This window comes from Bradyrhizobium sp. UFLA05-108, assembly GCF_059803455.1.
This window is the reverse complement of sequence record NZ_JBANAZ010000090.1, coordinates 1-15,188: the sequence shown is the minus strand read 5'-3', so window position 1 is coordinate 15,188 and position 15,188 is coordinate 1. Positions and strand designations below refer to the sequence as shown.

Sequence of the window (15,188 nt, the reverse complement as noted above, 5' to 3'; positions counted from 1 at the left end):
CGCAACCAATCTCACGTCGAGATTAGTCCGAGGGAGCACGCTCATGTTCCATTTCAAATCATTCCTGATGTATGCGGGCCTGCTCGGCAGCCTGTTCGGCTTTGCGTGCAATCCCGTTGCCGCGCAGACCGCGATCGTCGAGCAGGGCAATGCCGCGCCGACCGCGCTGCAAGGCCCCGAGCAGCGGGTGGCGCTGGTGATCGGCAATTCGAACTACCGGAATGCCCCGCAGCTCGTGAACCCCGACAATGACGCGCAGTCGATGGCGCAATTCCTCAACTCCGCCGGCTTCGAGGTGATTTCCGCAACCGACCTGACCCAGAACGACATGCTCAGGGTCGTGCAGGACTTTTCCGCGAAGGTCGCCTCGCGCGGACCCAACACGATTGCGATGGTCTACTACGCCGGCCACGGCGTGCAGCTTGCCGGCGAGAACTATCTCGTGCCCGTCGATGCAAAAGTCTCGAACCCGACCGAGCTCGTCAACAATTCGGTCCGTCTGGTCGACGTGATGTCGACGCTGGAGACGATCCCGAGCCGCATGCGCATCGTCATTCTCGACGCCTGCCGCAACAATCCGTTCCCATCCCTGATCGATGCCAATCGCGGTCTTGCCATCGTCGATGCACCGAACGGCTCGATCGTCGGCTATTCGACCGCGCCCGGTGCTGAAGCTCTCGACGGCAAGGGCGATCACAGCCCCTACACCCAGGCCTTCCTCAACGTCGCGCGTGAACCGAACGTGCCGATCGAGCAGCTGTTCAAGCGGGTGCGGCTGGAGGTGAACCACACCACCGACGGCCAGCAAACGCCGTGGGAAAGTTCGTCGCTGACGAGCGACTTCTATTTCTTCGGTGACACCGCGGTTGCCGCCAACCGTGCGCCGGTGAACGCGCCGGTCGTGCAGATGGCGTCCAACCTGCCGAGCCGCTCCGCGCGGCAGGCCTACGATTACGTGCTCTCCGAGGGCAATCCTGAGTACTATCAGGAGTTCGTCCAGATGTACCCGCACGACCCGCTGTGCGACCACATCCGCTCGTTGCTCGCCAACCTGCTGATGGCGGAAGCCTGGCACAAGGCCGTTCTCACCAACTCACCGGTCGCCTACAAGAACTTCTACGACAGTTACGTCCGCAGCCCCTATGCAACGTCGGCATTAACGCTCCAGATAGAGCCGAAGCAGATCCCGCTGATGCAGGCGACGCATTTCCTCGCACCGCAGACCATCGCGCCGACGCTGAAGCCCGGCAATCTCGGCCCGACCAAGTACATCCCGCTCGTCAAGCAGGGCAATGGCGGCGCGCTGAACAACGCCAACAAGCCGATCGACAGCAACGTCATCGGCAAGGTCGGCAGTGGCGGCCAGATCAGCACGCCGCCCCCCAACAATCAGCCGAACACCACGCCGTCGCAGCTCCCGGGCAAGATCGTGACCCTGCCTGCGCCGACCAACGGCACGACCAACAACGGCACCGCCGGCAAGATCGTGACGCTGCCGGCGACGACCGTGGGCAAATCCAACGTCGACATCAAGAACGTCGACGTGAAGACCAACAACGTCCAGCCCCAGAACCAGCCGAACCGGACCGACAACGGCAATACCGGCATCGTCAAGCCCAACAACAATCCGCCGAACAACATTCTGCTGCAGACCAACCGTCCGCAGCTCAACACCATGCCGAGCCGCGCTGGCGGCGGTGCGATGAACAACACCTTCAAGCCGCAATATGCCCAGACGATGAATCAGGCACCGGCGAACGCCGGTATGACTCGCCGCATCGGCTTCATGCACTGATCACCCCTGGCTGCAACAATGGCGAAGGGCGGAGCAGCAATGCTCCGCCCCTTCGTCACGTCAGGCTGGGCCGCGCGAGCACGATCTCGGTGTTACTTCTCCCCGACGGGGAGAGGTAAACGGAGCACTTCGGCTCACACCAACCGACGAAGAATCAAGCCACGAGCTCGGCGAACAAGTCGGCATCGACATTGCCGCCCGAGAGCACGATGACCACGTTCCTGCTGGCAACATCGAGGCGGCCGGCGAGCAGCGCGGCGAGGGCAACGGCGCCGCCGGGCTCGACCACCAGCTTCAGCTCGCGATAGGCAAACGCGACGGCCGCGCCGACCTCCGCATCGGAGGCCGTGACGCCACGCGACAACAGTTTGCCGTTGATGGCGAAGGTCATCTCGCCCGGGATCAGCGCCATCAGCGCGTCGCAGATCGTGCGTCCGGCAGGGGCATGCGCCTCGCGGTGGCCACTCGCAAGCGAGAGCTTGTGATCGTCGAATGCCTCGGGCTCGGCCACGACGAGCTGGGCCTGCGGATAACGCGCTTTCACCGCAGTCGCGACGCCCGCGATCAGGCCGCCGCCGGAAGCCGGCGCCACGACGATGTCGGGCGCAATGCCGAGCGCCGCCATGTCCTCGGCGATCTCGCGGCCTGCGGTGCCCTGCCCTGCGATAACGAAGGGATCGTCATAGGGCCTGACCAGCGTTGCGCCGCGCTTCTCTGCGATGCCGCGCGCGATCGCCTCACGATCATCACGGTCGCGATCGTACAGCACGACCTCGGCGCCGTAGGATTTGGTGCGCTCGCGCTTGGAGAGCGGCGCATCCGACGGCATCACGATGGTCGCCTGCATGTCGAGGATTTTTGCCGCGGCCGCCACGCCCTGGGCGTGATTGCCCGAGGAGAACGCAACAACGCCGCCGCTGCGCCTGTCCTGCGGAATCGAGGACACCTTGTTGAAGGCGCCACGGAACTTGAAGGAGCCGGTCCGCTGCAACATCTCCGGCTTCAGGAACACTTTTGCGCCGACGCGCTCGTTCAGCACGGGGAAGGACAAAAGCGGGGTGCGGATGGCGAAGGGCGCGATCACGCGCGCTGCGGCATCGATGTCGGCAGGTCCGACCGGGAGGGGCTGTTCCGTCATGGGCAATTTGTATCCCGCCCCTTGACGGCTGGGAAGACACCGCCGCGTGAGGGTGCCGTGGAGTCAGGCGACGAAACGCGGCTGTTCCGGCCTTTGGGCGTGCGGCAGCACGGCGCCGACGGCCCGGATGCTGTCGACGAAGGCGCGCGCTGACGCCTCCCAGGTATGGTTGGCAGCAAATTCGACGCAGGCCTGCCTCGAAATGTCGAGCGCCGCGAGGCAGGCGCTGCGCAGATCCTCATCCAGCACGCCGACCGGCGCATCGCCGATCACGTCACGCGGCCCCTTCACCGGGAATGCCGCCACTGGAAGGCCGCTCGCCAGCGCTTCGAGGAGCACGAGGCCAAAGGTGTCGGTCCGGCTCGGAAACACGAAGACATCCGCGGCCGCATAGATTTCGGCCAGCGCCTCGCCGTGCTTTTCCCCCAAGAAGATCGCCTGGGGATAGGCCTGCTCAAGGCCGGCGCGCGCCGGTCCGTCGCCGACGATCACCTTGGTGCCGGGCAGATCGAGGTCGAGGAACGCCTCGAGATTCTTCTCTATCGCGGTTCGGCCGACGCAGAGGAACACCGGCGCGGGGAAGCAGAGATCGATGGCGCGGGGATAGAACAGCTTGTTGTCGACGCCGCGCGGCCACAGCACGACATTGTCAAAGCCACGTTCACTGAGCTCGCGCGCCAGCGCCGGGGTCGCCGCCATCACGGCGCGGCTGGACGCGTGGAAACGGCGCAGCGCCCGCCAGATCAGCGAGCCCGGAACCGGTACCCTGGCGCGGACATATTCGGGGAAACGGGTGTGGAAGCTCGTCGTGAAGGGCAGCTTGCGTTGCCGGCAATAGCGGCGGACCATGAGGCCGATCGGCCCTTCGGTCGCGATATGGATGCTGTCGGGGCCCGCCTCCTCGATCAGCTTGGCAATCCTCGCCGGCCGCGGCATCGCGAGCCGCACGTCGCGATAGCTCGGCATCGCGAAGGTACGGAACGATTGCGGGGTGAGGAAGCTGAACTCGACGTCCAGCGCCTTCGCAGCGTCAGCGAGCTTGGTCAGAGTCCGAACCACACCGTTGACTTGCGGGTGCCAGGCGTCGGTCGCGACCAGGATGCGCATCATGCGGCTCTTGCCGCGACCTGTGGAACGGCCGCAGGCTTCTGCAACTGATCTGCCCAGGTGATGATCTCGAAATGGCCGTCATCGTGCTCGACCAGCGCGGTGCAGCTCTCGACCCAGTCGCCGCAGTTCATGTAGCGGATGCCGTTTTCGTCGCGGATCACGGCGTAGTGGATGTGGCCGCAGATCACGCCGTCGGCGTCATGGCGACGTGCTTCGGCGGAGAGCGCCTGCTCGAACGCGCCGATATAGTTGACTGCGTTCTTGACCTTCTGTTTGGCCCATTGCGACAGCGACCAATAGGGCACGCCGAACATGCGGCGAAAGAAGTTGACGAAGCGATTCATCTGGATCGCGAAGTCGTAGGCCTTGTCGCCGAGATGGGCGAGCCAGCGCGCGTTCTGCACCACGAGGTCGAAGATGTCGCCGTGGATGACGAGATATCGCTTGCCGTCCACACCAGTGTGGACGGTGTTCTCCACGACGTCGATGCCGCCGAAATGCGTGCCGTAATAGTTGCGCAGGAACTCGTCGTGATTGCCGGGTACGTAGATGACCTTGGCACCCTTGCGAGCCTTGCGCAGCAGCTTCTGGACGAGGTCGTTATGCGATTGCGGCCAGTGCCAGCTCGATTTCAGCGCCCAGCCATCGACGATGTCGCCGACCAGATAGATCGTATCGGCGTCGTGGTAGCGCAGGAAGTCCAACAGGAGGTCGGCTTGCGAACCGCGGGCTCCGAGATGAACGTCGGAGATGAACAACGTGCGAAAGCGCCGCTCCGGGCTCTCGTCACTCACATCGTAACTTCCCATGCGCCAGCCTGTAACAATATCCCGTGACAGGGGGATGACCGGTTGAACCTGTGAGGCACCCTCAGATACGAATCAAACCTTGCCTCGCCCTCTTCGCGGATATCAGCCGCATGCGACAATCAGGCGACATGGCCCCGCAGAGGCCTCCGCAAAACTCCGGGAACCCCTAGGTTTATTGGTTAACGCCGGCTAGCCGCCGCCATCGCGGCCGAGGTCAATAGTATTTGTGGAAATGATGGATCGGCCCGTGGCCGTGACCGACGCTGAAGCGTTCGGCGGCGGCAATCGCCGTACTGATCCAGACCTTGGCATCGCGCACGGCCGTAGCGAGGTCCTCGCCCTTGGCAAGCCCTGCTGCGACGGCAGACGACAGCGAGCAGCCAGTGCCATGGGTGTTTTGGGTCGCAACCCGCGGCGCGGCGAGCGCGATCACGCCGTCCGCGCTGACGAGATAGTCGATGCTCTCGGCGCCCTGCCCGTGCCCGCCCTTGATCAGCACCGCGCGACAGCCAAGCGCGAGCAGGCGGCGCCCCTGGCTCTCGATCCCGGCCTCGCTCTCTGCTACCGGCTCATCAAGCAGCGCGGCTGCCTCGGGCAGGTTCGGCGTGATCACCGATGCAAGTGGCATGAGCCTTGTGCGCAATGCCTCGACGGCCTCTGCCGCCAGCAGCCGGTCGCCGGAGGTCGCGACCATCACTGGATCGAGCACCACATGCCGTGGCGACCATCGCACCAGGCTGGAGGCGATCGCATCGATGCTCGCGGCCTGCGCCACCATGCCGATCTTGACCGCGTCGACATCGAGATCGGAGAACACCGCATCGATCTGCGCGGTCACGAACCCGGCGGGCACCGCATGAATGCCGGTCACGCCTTTGGTGTTTTGCGCGGTCAGCGCCGTGATCGCGGAGGCGCCGTAGACGCCGAGCGCGGCGAAGGTCTTCAGGTCGGCCTGAATGCCGGCGCCGCCGCTCGAATCGGAGCCGGCGATGGTGAGCGCTATGGGCGTCGTCATGGCGCGGCTTTCGGATGGATCGGGGCCATGGTCTGTCCTAACGCGCATACCCGGGACCAGCAAGCTTGCTTACGCCACGAGGCCAGCAAGTTCGCTTGCTAAAGCCGGCCGATTTTGGCCTATTAGCCGCCAAATCATGCCTTCGGAGCAACCGCGATGGTTCCTTTCTTCGTTCAGATCAAATGCAAGCTCGGCCAGTCCTACACGGTCGCCAACGCGCTCGCCGAAGCCGAGATCGCCTCCGAGATCTATTCCACGGCCGGTCACTATGATCTCCTGGTGAAGTTCTATGTCGACAAGGACACCGACATCGGCCACTTCATCAACGAGAAGGTACAGGTCCTGCCGGGCATCCAGGACACCCTCACCATCATCACCTTCAAGGCGTTTGGCGGCCGCTAGCCGCCCAATCTCACCTCTCCCGCAGGGAGAGGTCGGATCGCATCGAAAGATGCAGTCCGGGTGGGGGGTACGATCTCACTGATCGCTGCGGCCCCTCACGGGATTGCTTCGCAATCCGACCTCTCCCCGCTGTGGAGAGGTAAGACCCCGCGATCAGCCGGGCCAAATCTCATCTGCTCTAACCGCCCTCCTTCCGCTTCGGCGGCGGCTTGGGTCCCTCGACCGGCGGCAGCGATTTCAGATATGCGGCCATCGCGGCGCGGTCCTCCGGCGTGAGCTGCGCGAGATTCTTGATCACCGGCCGCATCGCGCCGGAAGCACTGTCGCCCTCGGGCATGTCGCCGGTCTCGAGGAAATCGGCGATGTCCTTTTCGCTCCAGTCGCCGATGCCCTTCTGCGTGATGTTCGGGACCCAGCCCTCACCGTCCGGACTGGGGCCACCGGCAAAGCGTTGCGACGTCATCAGGCCGCCGAGCAGATTGCGCGGGCTGTGGCACTCGGCGCAGTGGCCAAAACTGTTCACGAGATAGGCGCCGCGATTCCATTGCGGCGCGCGCGCGGCATCGGCTACGAAAGGCGTACCGTCCATGAACAGAAATTTCCAGACGCCGACATTGCGGCGAATGTTGAACGGAAACGGCAAATCGTGATCGCGCACCTTGCCCGGAACGGCGGGCAGCGTCTTCAGATAGGCGAAGAGATCGCGCACATCGTCCACCTTCGCATGCGCGTAGGACGTATAAGGAAATGCCGGGAAGTAATGCGCGCCATCGGGTGAGACGCCCTTCATCACCGCATTGACGAAATCGGCCTCGCTCCAACGTCCGATCCCGTCGGCCGGATCCTGCGAGATGTTGGGCGCGTAGAAGGTGCCGAACGGCGAGCCAATCGCAAGCCCGCCGCCAAGCCGCAGGCGGTCGGGCTGGCCCGGCACAGCATGGCAGGAAGCGCAACCGCCGGCGTTGAACAGCTCCTGCCCGTTGGCAAGATCGGGCGCACGCGAGGCGGCGGGCAGTGCCAGGGCGACCGGCGCCGTGAGCCACCAATAGAGCGCGAGGCCAAGACCGGCGGCAAGCAGCGCAGCAATGATCGTTCGTCGCAACATTCACGAAATCCATCGATGTCAGACGAACTTAAGGCTGCAGCCACCGTCGCTCCAGCCACGAATAATTTAGATGGTTTGAACGCTGGAGGGGAATAAATTCCAAGTCGCACTGTTTGGACGTTTGCCACCTTTCGAGGTCAACAGGGAGAGACCCATGAACAAGCCCCTTTTTGCCACGCTCGCGCTGACGGCCGCCGTTGCGTTTGCCGGACCCGCCTGCGCGGAGAAACTGAAGGCGACGCTGGACGGCAAGGCCGAGGTGCCTGCGACGACCAGCAGCGGCACCGGCACGGCCGATCTCGACTATGACGCCCCCAGCAAGAAACTCTCCTGGACCGTCACCTATTCCGGACTCTCGGGCCCGGCGACCGCCGCTCACTTCCACGGCCCGGCCGAGACCGGCAAGAATGCCGGTGTCGCGGTCGCGATCCCGAATGCAACGTCGAGCCCCGTCAAGGGCGAAGCGACGCTCACCGACGCGCAGGCCGCCGATCTGCTCGGCGGCAAGTACTACATCAACATCCACACCGCAGCGAACCCGGGCGGCGAGATCCGCGGCCAGGTGACGAAGTAAAGCGTTGCGACATCCTCGCGCGACGAGAGGCCGGGCGCGCCAGCGTCCGGCCTTTTTCAAGCCCACGACAAGGCATAGCGCGCGCCCTGTCCAACGCCGTCATCCTCCAACTCCCGCGAAGCACATCACGCGCCCTGCATGTATCGAACGGGATTTTTCGGATCCGACGTGAAGATGTCGGCAACTTCCGCGAACAGCAGCGACATCGCATTCTGCCTCAGATCATCGAACCTTTCGAAACTGAAGTTGTTGCCGCCCATTCGCAATTCGCCGAGCTGTCCCGCATATCTGGGGACGACCGGCGCGCCCTGCCTCGTCACCGCTACGTACACGCTGATGTAGTTCTTCTGAAGAGCAACACCAATCACCGGCCATTCGGTGGTCTTCCCAGATTTGATCGCATAACGAAATTTTCCATAGCCGATCATCTTCATCCGCATACCCGCCTCTCCCGCTGGTGTTCCCTTATGGAAAAACCGCTTGAGGGCCGGAGCAGCCTGAACGATCAGCTTGTGAAGGTTGACCAGGTCATGCTTTCGCTCTGGATCGAAATCGAGATAGGCCTGCAATGTATCTGCCGTCACGCGGAACATGCGAGTCTCGACTGTTGTCGTTGAGCCAATGTGCTTTTCTCCATCCGCAGTGTGCCACGCGCCGGCACCACTTGCTTGATCGAAATTGATCACCAGCGTGCGCTGACACGCAGTCCGCTTCGGCCGGGCGAAATTCGATGGTCTGACTGGTGATTCCGGGTTATGGTCGTTGGTCGCACGCGTTGTGCAGGCGGCCGACTTTTCGAACAGAATGCGGAGCTCGCGCCGGATCGCCAATTTGAATGGCTGGGCCAAGCGACCGTTCAGTGCGTGACAAGGTCAGGTCATGGGCGGGCACTCGACCGATTTCCTCAACGGGGGCGGCAAGATGGGCGCGCTGATGCGCGCGCACGATTGGTCGACGTCCCCGCTCGGTATACCCGCGCAATGGCCGGACACGCTCAAGTCAACAGTTGCAACTTGCCTCAATTCCCGCTTTCCCATGGTCGTTTGGTGGGGGCCGCAGCTCATCATGCTGTACAACGATGCGTGGCAGCCGATCCTCGGCGAGACCAAGCATCCCCATGGCCTCGGCCGACCGGGCGCCGACTCCTGGCCCGACACCTGGCCGATCGTCGGTCAACAATTCGAAGGCGCACTCAAGGGCGTCGCGAACTGGTCGCAAGACCTGCTGCTGGCGAGCGACCGCCACGGATACATGGAGGAATGCTATTTCACGTATTCACATAGTCCGCTGATCGATGCGACCGGCAACATCGTCGGCGTCCTCACGGCGGTCGTTGAAACCACCGCGCGCGTCCTGACCGAGCGTCGGATGCGCGTCTTGGGCGCGCTGTCCAAGGCGACGATCGAAGCAACGACGGGCGCGGTGACCATCGAGGAGACCTGTCAGAATCTTCTGGATCTGCTCTGCTGCGACAATCCCGACATCCCGTTCGCCGTTCAATACATAGCCGACGAGAACGGGAACGCCCGGCTCGTCGCTGCAAGCCAGATCGATCGCGCTCTGTTTCCGTCCTCGTTGTCGGCGTTGTCACCCGACGATGAATGGGGCATCGTCAATGTCCTCAATACGCGCACGCTGCGGATCATCGAGCGATCGTCCGAACCTCCCTTCGCGCTGCCGGGCGGCACCTGGCTTGAGCCGACGACGCAACTCGTCGCGTTGCCACTTTTGCGCAAGAGCTCCGGCAACAACCTTGCAGGCGCGCTGCTCATCGGCGCCAATTCGCGCCTGCATCTCAATTCAGAATATCTTGATTTCCTGATGCTGGTCGCCGCCGAACTGGCGGGATCGATATCGGCGCTCCAGAGCATCGAGAGGGAGCAACGCTCCGCGCGGGCCAAGGAGCTTCTCGTGCGAGAATTGCAGCATCGAAGTCGCAATTTGCTCGCGGTGGTCCAGTCAATCTCGGAACGGACGCGGGCGGGGAGCGCGTCACTCGATGATTATGCAGGTGACTTCAACGGGCGCCTGGCCGCGCTTTCGCGGGTTCAGGGCCTTCTCTCCCGCGAGGCGTCGGAAGCGGTTGGCCTTGATGAGCTCGTGCACATGGAAATGAATTCGCTGGGCGTGGCGGATTCCTCCGACGTCTCCATCGGTGGCCCGAACCTAGCCCTTCCCAGGGATTCCGTGCAGATGCTTTCGCTCGCTCTGCACGAACTGGGCACGAACTCCATCAAGCACGGTGTCCTCAATGGCTCCGGCGGCACCCTGCAAATCCGCTGGCAGCTGGCGAGCACTGACAAGCCCGCGCTGCGTCTCGAATGGAGCGAACATAGACGGAAGCTCGCCGAGCTCGTCATATCGCATCGACATGGTTTCGGCCGGACACTGCTCGAACAGGGACTGCCCGGACAGCTCGGGGCGACGACGCGGTTCGACTTGCGGCCCGATGGCTTGCGGTGCGTTATCGAACTGCCCATTAAACCCGCGACATGACGCTCAAGCACAACTTCAGCCGCGTCGGGCCGCCTTGATCGCGGCGACGTCGATCTTCGTCATGCCCATCATCGCTTCGAATGCGCGCTTTGCTTCGTCACCGCCCGCCGCCATCGCCTCCATCAGCACGCGCGGCGTGATCTGCCAGGAAATGCCCCATTTGTCCTTACACCAGCCGCACGCATTCTCCTGCCCGCCATTGCCGACGATGGCATTCCAATAACGGTCAGTCTCCTCTTGATCGTCGGTCGCGATCTGGAACGAGAAGGCTTCGCTGTGTCTGAATGCGGGACCGCCATTGAGGCCGAGACAAGGCATGCCGGCGACCGTGAATTCGACCATCAGCACATCACCCGCCTTGCCGGATGGATAGTCACCAGGTGCGCGGCGGACAGCATTCACTTTGCTGTCGGGGAACGTCTCGGCGTAGAAGCGGGCAGCAGCTTCGGCGTCCTTGTCGTACCAAAGGCAAATCGTGTTCTTTGCCATTCGCGATTCCTTTCAGTTCCACTCCAATCAGGTTCAATCCCCTCGCCCTGATATGGTCGCAGCCAATGGCAATTTCTTGACTCGTCCCGCGTCAGCCATCAGATTTCGGAACAGACTCGCGCGCGACGCACATCGCCGCTGCAATCCCTGGTTTTTTCAACAGGTGCGGTCTGCCTATGAGGCGCTTTACGTTGCCGGCTCAAAGATGTCTGCACGACAAAGCACGGGTTCGCCCGCTGTTTGCGCTTCTGTCGGCAGTCGCCGCCGCAGCGCTCGCTTCATCCTCCGGATTCGCCCTCGCGCAATCCGCCATGGAACGGCAGGCTCAATGCGAGCTGTCCTTCATCCGCGACACGCGATCTCCCGTGGCCATCCAATACATTCGCGCCGCCTGCAACTGGCTCGCGCTCAACGGAGACTCCCTGTTGAACGAACGAAGCAAGGGCTACTATGTTTGCCTCGTGCAGCAGCTCTCGGGCGCCCAGGCCAACGAAGCCGCCGCCGCGATCATCTCGGCATGCCGGACGTCAAATCCGCTCTAGCGAGGCCAAGCGCAGCAAGTTGTGCCGACCGGGATAAAACCCATGTTCCGTGTTCTGCATCATTCGCCAAGCTCACTAACGAAGGTGCATGGACCGAAAGGTTTCCTTCCTCGCCCTGCGCCCGCTTTCAGTTACAGATTTCTCGGTGCCCGTACTGCCCAACCGCGATATCGACTCGACAGCCCTGCCGAACTGGACGGCAGCTCCTGGTGTCGCAATAGATCTGGCCCGTCGTCTGCGGCTTCGACGGTGCGGACTCGACCTTCTTCCTCTCGTCGTCTCGCGGCTTGGAGTCATCGCGGGTCGCGACAGGCTTCTTGTCCTGGACCTTCTCGCACTCGTTGTCGTCGTTCACCCGGTAGCCGGCGCGGCAGGTGATCTTCACGCAAGTGTCGGCGTCCGCCTTGAAGCCGCGATCGCAGACCAGCGGACAGACACGGCCAGGCTTCGCCTTCAGCGCGTCCAGCGCATCGCCGCTCGCGAGCTTCACGTCGAACTTGGTGCCGGCGTATTTGTTGAACTGGGTCAGCGAGCGCTGCGAGGCTGCATTCCAGTCGCCATCGGCGGATGATGTCAGACAGCCGACGCGCCGCAACTCCGACTGCACCGATTTCGCCAGCTCGGCCGCAGAGAGGGTTGACGTCGGCGGAGGCGCAAGCACCGCCACCTTCTGGGTCTCGGCAGACCGCGTCTCAGAAGCCTGCTGCGCAGCCTTCTCGGCTGCCGCCTTTTCGACGGCCTGCTTCTCCGCGAGCGCCTTCGCGGCTGCAGCCTCGGCTTCCTTCCGCCGCTGCTCAGCGGCCGCTGCCTTGGCTTCCTCGGTCTGCTTGGCCTTCTCGGCGGCTATGCGGGCGTCCTCGGCCGCCTTGGCCGCGGCAGCGGCCTTCTCCTGCTCCGCCTTCTGCGCGCGTTCGGTGGCGAGCCTTGCCCTCTCCTGCTCGGCCGACCGCGCCTTCTCGGTCGCGGCCGCGCGCTCTTCCTCCGCGGCTATCTTCCTGAGCTGCACACGCGCGAGGTCTGCGTAGAACCCGTCCGGATAGGCTCGCAGAAACGCTTGCCATGCCTCGCGATCGCCGGCCTGAAGCGCGAGCTCATAGTCCCGCCGCAGGCTGTCCTGGGGGGCGGCCTGCGGACCAGGAGCCGCGGCCGGCTTGGCCGGCACCAGCGACACATCATCGCCGCCGAGCGAGCCATAAACAAACGGCTCCTGCTTATAGCCGGTCGTCTTCAGCACATCGTCACGCACGAAACCGAGCGCTTTACGCAGGTCCAGTCCAGGCGTGGGGAGACGATCGACAAGAGCTGTTGCGAACGGACTATTCTTCGCGTCACCGTCCGATGCGGTCGATCCCGCCTTGGCGGCAAACGCAATCATGGTGTTTGGGCTGGTCGGCTCGACCTTGGCGAGCCCGCGCCCGATCGCGCGCGAGGCCACGGTCCGCTTCATGGTCTTGGCGAAAGGGTTGTCGCGGCAGGCGTCCAGGATGACGAGCCGAAGCTGTTTTGCCGGCTCGATGCTGACCAGCACCCGATCGAGCGGGAACGCCTCGTCATAGACGTCGGTATCGGTCTCGAGCACGGCATCGGTCGGGATCAGGTAGTTGTTGCCATCCACCTCCATGCCGTGGCCGGCATAGTAGACGACCGCAACATCCGCGTCGCGGCTCTTGCCGCCAAACTCGCGCAGCGCCTTGCGCATCTCCGCGGCGCTGAGGTCCTGCCTGACGTCGACGACATCGAAGCCGGCCGTCTTCAGCATGCCGCCGACCAGGCCGGCGTCGTTGACCGGGTTGGATAGCCTGGGCACGCTCTTGTAGGCTGAGTTGCCAATGACCAGCGCCACGCGCTTCTCGGCGTGGGCCGAGCCGCATCCCATCAAGACGGCAAATATCGATAATACGAAAAGACCAAAACGACTCACTGCAGTCCCCCCAGGAATGCATCTGGCAGACTAAATTCAGCCTGCCGAAAAGCAATATTCGTTCTGTGATATAAGTCACACTGCGATACCCTTTTGGACGGCCACCAGGCACTTTCGGTGCGGACGATTGAGTCAGGGTTAATCGCACCCTGATGTTGCATACCGTCCGAGCCCATCAGCGCCCCACCGCTGCGCTCGCGTCCAAGTTCGTTAGGCCGCACTTAGCGCCTGCGCGAGATCAGCGATCAGATCCGCGGGGTTTTCGATGCCGATCGAGAGCCGGATCGTGGAATCCAGAACGCCAATCTTTTGGCGAATGTCGGCGGGAACGCCGGAATGGGTCATCGTTGCAGGCAGGCTCGCGAGCGACTCCGTCCCACCCAGGCTCACTGCCAGCTTGAGGATTTGCAGCGCGTTGAGGAATTTCACGGCCGCTTCCTTGCCGCCGACGATGTCGAACGAGAACGTCGATCCCGCGCCCAGGCACTGCCTTGCGAACACGCGTCCGGCCGGCGACGTCGCTTCGTGGTGACCGAGATAGTGGACCTTCGCCACCTTGGGGTGGTCGCGCAGGAAGTCGGCCACGAGCCGCGCGTTGCCGTCGGCCTTCTCCATACGGATGCTCAGCGTCTCCAGGGAACGGCTGATCATCCAGCACGAATGCGGATCGAGCTGCGTGCCGATGGCGCCGCGCAGCGCCTTGACGCCCTTTATGACAGCCTTTGCGCCGAGGGCGGCGCCGGCGATGAGGTCGGAATGACCGCCGACATATTTGGTGAGCGAGTACAGGGAAATATCCGCGCCGTGCTCGATCGGCCGCTGGAATACCGGCCCGAGCAACGTGTTGTCGCACGCGATGATCGGCGTGTGGCCCTGGGCCTTGCCGATCGCGTCGGCAACGCGCCGGATCATCGCGATATCGACGAGGCCATTGGTCGGGTTGGCCGGGGTTTCGATGATGATCATCGCAACGCGGCCCTTGCGCATGGCCTCCTCAGAGGCCTGGCTGACTGCCGCTTCGTCGATGCCATCGGCGAAGCCCACGGCGCTGATCGAGAGGCGCGCAAGCGTGTTCGTCAGCAGGGTTTCCGTCCCACCATAGAGCGGTTGGGAGTGCAGGATGACGTCGCCCGGACGAACGAAAGCGAGAATGGTCGTCGCGATCGCAGCCATGCCGGATGAGAACAGCGCGCAGCTCTCGGTGCGCTCATAGACCGAGAGGCGGTCCTCGACGATCTCGCTGTTGGGATGATTGAACCGCGAATAGACGAGGCCCGCTCCCATGCCTTCCGGCGGCTCGCGCCGCCCGGAGACGAAATCGAAGAAGTCCTGCCCATCCTCGGCCGTCCTGAACACGAAGGTCGAGGTCAAAAACACCGGCGGCTTGATGGCGCCTTCCGACAGTTGCGGATCATAGCCATAGGTCAGCATCAGGGTTTCCGGATGCAGCATATGGTTGCCGATGTGGGTCTTGGACGGGAACGGTTTTGCCATGGCCTGTCTCGCTGTTTCTCGAGTGAGCCTCGCCGCGCGTTGGAACCCTGCGATTGCAAAGCAGTCAGGAGCTGGATGCGCCGGCATCCAACGACTCATCGTCAACGTCGCGGCGGCTCAATCCGAGGATAGCTCATGCGCGGCGCTCTGGCAGCGATTGGTCGGCTGCGGCGAAAGAAATTCCTGCGGCGGCTCAGGCGCTACAATGCCGCCTCTCTTACCGCTGTCATTCCCTGCGAAAGCGGGGAATCCAGATGCTATGGGGTAAGCGGCGACTGGGGTAAGCGGCGGTGAGGGT

Annotated in this window: 14 protein-coding genes; 5 read left to right on the top strand and 9 right to left on the bottom strand. The window is 63.3% G+C overall.

Annotated features, from left to right (window positions below; translation table 11 throughout):
• Positions 1-43: 43 nt before the first annotated feature.
• Positions 44-1,795: a caspase family protein gene (locus SO140_RS40345; RefSeq protein WP_449383356.1), complete on the top strand. Its 1,752-nt coding sequence runs from the start codon at positions 44-46 to the stop codon at positions 1,793-1,795.
• A gap of 154 nt (positions 1,796-1,949) precedes the next feature.
• Here SO140_RS40345 and SO140_RS40340 read toward each other — a convergent pair whose 3' ends face one another.
• The 4 genes from SO140_RS40340 to thiD form a co-directional block, all read right to left on the bottom strand.
• Entirely contained in the window at positions 1,950-2,933 is a 984-nt protein-coding gene (locus SO140_RS40340) for a threonine/serine dehydratase family protein (protein ID WP_449383357.1), read from the bottom strand.
• A 63-nt stretch (positions 2,934-2,996) separates the two neighbouring features.
• Positions 2,997-4,040: a glycosyltransferase family 4 protein gene (locus tag SO140_RS40335; RefSeq protein ID WP_449383369.1), complete on the bottom strand. Its 1,044-nt coding sequence runs from the start codon at positions 4,038-4,040 to the stop codon at positions 2,997-2,999.
• Positions 4,040-4,852 (bottom strand): UDP-2,3-diacylglucosamine diphosphatase, encoded by an 813-nt coding sequence (locus SO140_RS40330; protein WP_449383358.1) that lies wholly within the window; start codon positions 4,850-4,852, stop codon positions 4,040-4,042. Before SO140_RS40330 ends, SO140_RS40335 begins: the two co-directional genes overlap by 1 nt.
• Positions 4,853-5,066: 214 nt before the next feature.
• A complete protein-coding gene (gene thiD / locus SO140_RS40325; protein WP_449383359.1) occupies positions 5,067-5,867 on the bottom strand; it encodes a bifunctional hydroxymethylpyrimidine kinase/phosphomethylpyrimidine kinase in 801 nt (266 codons plus the stop codon).
• Between the two features lie 156 nt (positions 5,868-6,023).
• On the opposite strand from thiD, the gene SO140_RS40320 reads away from it, so the two are divergent.
• On the top strand, positions 6,024-6,269 hold the full coding sequence (locus SO140_RS40320) for an Lrp/AsnC ligand binding domain-containing protein (protein WP_449383360.1): 246 nt from the start codon (positions 6,024-6,026) through the stop codon (positions 6,267-6,269).
• 178 nt (positions 6,270-6,447) lie between these two features.
• Here the strand turns inward: SO140_RS40320 and SO140_RS40315 are convergent, their stop codons facing one another.
• Positions 6,448-7,374: a c-type cytochrome gene (locus tag SO140_RS40315; protein ID WP_449383361.1), complete on the bottom strand. Its 927-nt coding sequence runs from the start codon at positions 7,372-7,374 to the stop codon at positions 6,448-6,450.
• 154 nt (positions 7,375-7,528) lie between these two features.
• Between SO140_RS40315 and SO140_RS40310 the strand changes: the two genes are divergently transcribed.
• The gene (locus SO140_RS40310) at positions 7,529-7,948 is read left to right on the top strand and encodes a CHRD domain-containing protein (RefSeq protein WP_449383362.1); all 420 of its coding nucleotides are present in this window, start codon (positions 7,529-7,531) and stop codon (positions 7,946-7,948) included.
• Positions 7,949-8,073: 125 nt separating this feature from the next.
• Here the strand turns inward: SO140_RS40310 and SO140_RS40305 are convergent, their stop codons facing one another.
• Positions 8,074-8,796, bottom strand: coding sequence for a hypothetical protein (locus SO140_RS40305; protein ID WP_498543912.1), 723 nt, complete (start codon positions 8,794-8,796; stop codon positions 8,074-8,076).
• Positions 8,797-8,827: 31 nt separating this feature from the next.
• On the opposite strand from SO140_RS40305, the gene SO140_RS40300 reads away from it, so the two are divergent.
• Positions 8,828-10,444, top strand: coding sequence for a PAS domain-containing HWE histidine kinase family protein (locus SO140_RS40300; protein WP_449383364.1), 1,617 nt, complete (start codon positions 8,828-8,830; stop codon positions 10,442-10,444).
• A gap of 15 nt (positions 10,445-10,459) precedes the next feature.
• On the opposite strand, the gene SO140_RS40295 is transcribed toward SO140_RS40300, so the two are convergent.
• Positions 10,460-10,933, bottom strand: a complete 474-nt coding sequence (locus SO140_RS40295; RefSeq protein ID WP_449383365.1) for a VOC family protein — start codon at positions 10,931-10,933, stop codon at positions 10,460-10,462.
• Between the two features lie 176 nt (positions 10,934-11,109).
• Here SO140_RS40295 and SO140_RS40290 point away from each other — a divergent pair, with 176 nt between their 5' ends.
• The gene (locus SO140_RS40290) at positions 11,110-11,475 is read left to right on the top strand and encodes a VF_A0006 family four-cysteine protein (RefSeq protein WP_449383366.1); all 366 of its coding nucleotides are present in this window, start codon (positions 11,110-11,112) and stop codon (positions 11,473-11,475) included.
• A gap of 127 nt (positions 11,476-11,602) precedes the next feature.
• Here SO140_RS40290 and SO140_RS40285 read toward each other — a convergent pair whose 3' ends face one another.
• On the bottom strand, positions 11,603-13,351 hold the full coding sequence (locus SO140_RS40285; protein ID WP_449383370.1) for a caspase family protein: 1,749 nt from the start codon (positions 13,349-13,351) through the stop codon (positions 11,603-11,605).
• Between the two features lie 255 nt (positions 13,352-13,606).
• Positions 13,607-14,890, bottom strand: a complete 1,284-nt coding sequence (locus SO140_RS40280; protein ID WP_449383367.1) for a cystathionine gamma-synthase family protein — start codon at positions 14,888-14,890, stop codon at positions 13,607-13,609.
• Positions 14,891-15,188: the final 298 nt, after the last annotated feature.

What these genes read in the sequence shown, in the direction of transcription:
- SO140_RS40335 (WP_449383369.1), bottom strand. Translation starts at nt 4,040, where the DNA reads ATGCGCATCCTGGTCGCGACCGACGCCTGGCACCCGCAAGTCAACGGT.
- SO140_RS40330 (WP_449383358.1), bottom strand. Translation starts at nt 4,852, where the DNA reads ATGGGAAGTTACGATGTGAGTGACGAGAGCCCGGAGCGGCGCTTTCGC.
- SO140_RS40310 (WP_449383362.1), top strand. Translation starts at nt 7,529, where the DNA reads ATGAACAAGCCCCTTTTTGCCACGCTCGCGCTGACGGCCGCCGTTGCG.
- SO140_RS40320 (WP_449383360.1), top strand. Translation starts at nt 6,024, where the DNA reads ATGGTTCCTTTCTTCGTTCAGATCAAATGCAAGCTCGGCCAGTCCTAC.
- SO140_RS40295 (WP_449383365.1), bottom strand. Translation starts at nt 10,933, where the DNA reads ATGGCAAAGAACACGATTTGCCTTTGGTACGACAAGGACGCCGAAGCT.
- SO140_RS40285 (WP_449383370.1), bottom strand. Translation starts at nt 13,351, where the DNA reads ATGGGATGCGGCTCGGCCCACGCCGAGAAGCGCGTGGCGCTGGTCATT.
- SO140_RS40345 (WP_449383356.1), top strand. Translation starts at nt 44, where the DNA reads ATGTTCCATTTCAAATCATTCCTGATGTATGCGGGCCTGCTCGGCAGC.
- SO140_RS40315 (WP_449383361.1), bottom strand. Translation starts at nt 7,374, where the DNA reads ATGTTGCGACGAACGATCATTGCTGCGCTGCTTGCCGCCGGTCTTGGC.
- thiD (WP_449383359.1), bottom strand. Translation starts at nt 5,867, where the DNA reads ATGACGACGCCCATAGCGCTCACCATCGCCGGCTCCGATTCGAGCGGC.
- SO140_RS40290 (WP_449383366.1), top strand. Translation starts at nt 11,110, where the DNA reads ATGAGGCGCTTTACGTTGCCGGCTCAAAGATGTCTGCACGACAAAGCA.
- SO140_RS40280 (WP_449383367.1), bottom strand. Translation starts at nt 14,890, where the DNA reads ATGGCAAAACCGTTCCCGTCCAAGACCCACATCGGCAACCATATGCTG.
- SO140_RS40300 (WP_449383364.1), top strand. Translation starts at nt 8,828, where the DNA reads ATGGGCGGGCACTCGACCGATTTCCTCAACGGGGGCGGCAAGATGGGC.
- SO140_RS40340 (WP_449383357.1), bottom strand. Translation starts at nt 2,933, where the DNA reads ATGACGGAACAGCCCCTCCCGGTCGGACCTGCCGACATCGATGCCGCA.